This is a genomic window from Streptomyces viridosporus, assembly GCF_002078235.1.
Lineage (GTDB): Bacteria > Actinomycetota > Actinomycetes > Streptomycetales > Streptomycetaceae > Streptomyces > Streptomyces viridosporus.
Genome location: NZ_MSGP01000447.1, coordinates 1 through 1,986, shown reverse-complemented (window position 1 = coordinate 1,986; position 1,986 = coordinate 1). Strand labels below are relative to the sequence as shown.

The window sequence follows — 1,986 nt, the reverse complement described above, 5'->3', positions numbered from 1 at the left end:
CTGCGCGGCTTCCGGATCGAGCTCGGCGAGATCGAGGCCGCGCTCACGGCCTGCGAGGGGGTCGGCCGGTCCGTCGTCCTGGTCCGTGAGGACCGCCCCGGCGACAAGCGGCTCGTCGCCTACACCGTCCCCGACGGCGCCTCCGCCCCGGACGCCGGTGCGCTGCGTGCCGCGCTCTCCGCCGTGCTGCCCGAGTACATGGTGCCGTCGGCCTTCGTCACCCTGGACGCCCTGCCGCTCACCGCCAACGGCAAGCTCGACCGCAAGGCCCTGCCCGCCCCCGAGCACACCACCGTCGGCACCGGCCGCGCCCCGCGCACGCCGCAGGAGGAGATCCTCTGCGCCCTGTTCGCCGACGCCCTCGGCGTGCCGGAGGTCGGTCCCGACGACAGCTTCTTCGAGCTGGGCGGGCATTCGCTGCTCGCCACCCGTCTCACCGGCCGCATCCGGGTGGCGCTGGGCGCCGAACTCCAGGTGCGCGCGCTCTTCGAGACCCCGACCCCGGCCGGTCTCGCCTCCCGGCTGGGCGGCGAGACCGCGGTGGCCCGGCGGACGCTCACCCCGATGCCCCGGCCCGAGGCGGTGCCGCTGTCGTACGCGCAGCAGCGGTTGTGGTTCCTCGGCCGTTTCGAGGGCCCGGGTGCGACCTACAACATCCCGCTGGCCCTGCGGCTCACCGGCCCGGTGGATTCCGCCGCGCTGGCCGCGGCCCTGCACGACGTGGTCGGCCGCCACGAGCCGCTGCGCACCGTCTTCCCCGACACCGACGGCGTGCCGCACCAGCGTGTTCTCGACGCGTGCGACGCACGGCCCGAGTGGGCCGTCGTCGACGTGGACGCGGACGGGCCCGGCCTGGACGCGCTCCTCGCCGAGCAGGTGACGCGCGGTTTCGACCTCGCGGCCGATCTGCCGCTGCGGGCGACGCTGTTCCGGGCCGGCGAGCGGGAGCACGTGCTGCTCCTCGTCCTGCACCACATCGCCGCCGACGGCTCCTCGCTGACCCCGTTGGCGCGTGACCTGTCGGCCGCCTACGCGGCACGGTGCCGCGGCGAGGCGCCGGCCTGGACCGAGCTGCCGGTGCAGTACGCGGACTACGCGCTGTGGCAGCGGGAGGTGCTGGGCAGCGAGGACGACCCGACGAGCGTGGTCTCCGGCCAGCTGGACTTCTGGCGCCGGGCACTGGCCGGACTGCCGGAGGAACTGCCCCTGCCGGTGGACCGGCCGCGCCCGGCCCGCGCCTCCTACCGCGGTGACGTGGTCCCGTTCACCCTGGACGCCGAGGTGCACGCCGGGCTGGCCGCGCTGGCCCGGGAGTCCGGCGCCAGCCTCTTCATGGTGCTGCAGGCCGCCGTCGCGGTCTGGCTGGGCAAGCTCGGCGCCGGCACGGACGTGCCCTTGGGCACCCCGGTCGCCGGCCGCACCGACAGCGCCCTGGACGACCTCGTCGGCTTCTTCGTCAACACCCTGGTGCTGCGCACCGACACCTCCGGCGACCCGACCTTCCGCGAGCTGCTGGACCGGGTCCGGGAGAGCGACCTGGAGGCCTACGCCCACCAGGACGTCCCCTTCGAACGCCTCGTCGACCTGGTCAGCCCGGAGCGCTCGCTGGCCCGCCACCCGCTCTTCCAGGTCATGCTCACCCTGGACAACGACGCACGCGGTCACCTCGCGCTGGCCGACGTCGACGCGGAGATCCTGCCGCTGGGCACCGGAGCGGCCAAGTTCGACCTCGCGCTGAGCTTCGGTGAGCGGTCGGGCGGGGACGGTTCCCCGGCCGGGCTGGACGGGTTCGTGGATTTCGCCGTGGACCTGTTCGACCGGGCCACGATCGAGGCGTTCACCGGCCGGCTGGAGCGCGTGCTCCGCGCGGTCGTGGCCACCCCCGACGCCCCGGTCGGCACCGTGGACGTCCTGTCCGCCGACGAGCGCACCGACACCCTGACCACCTGGAACGAGACGACAGCGCCGGTCCTCACCGGCACCCTC

The 1,986-nt window shown here is 74.9% G+C and carries 1 protein-coding gene; it reads left to right on the top strand.

Features of this window, described 5'->3' with window-relative positions; genetic code table 11:
• Nucleotides 1-1,986 (top strand): condensation domain-containing protein (locus B7L92_RS28495; protein WP_255311187.1); only part of this gene is annotated, 1,986 nt, incomplete at both ends.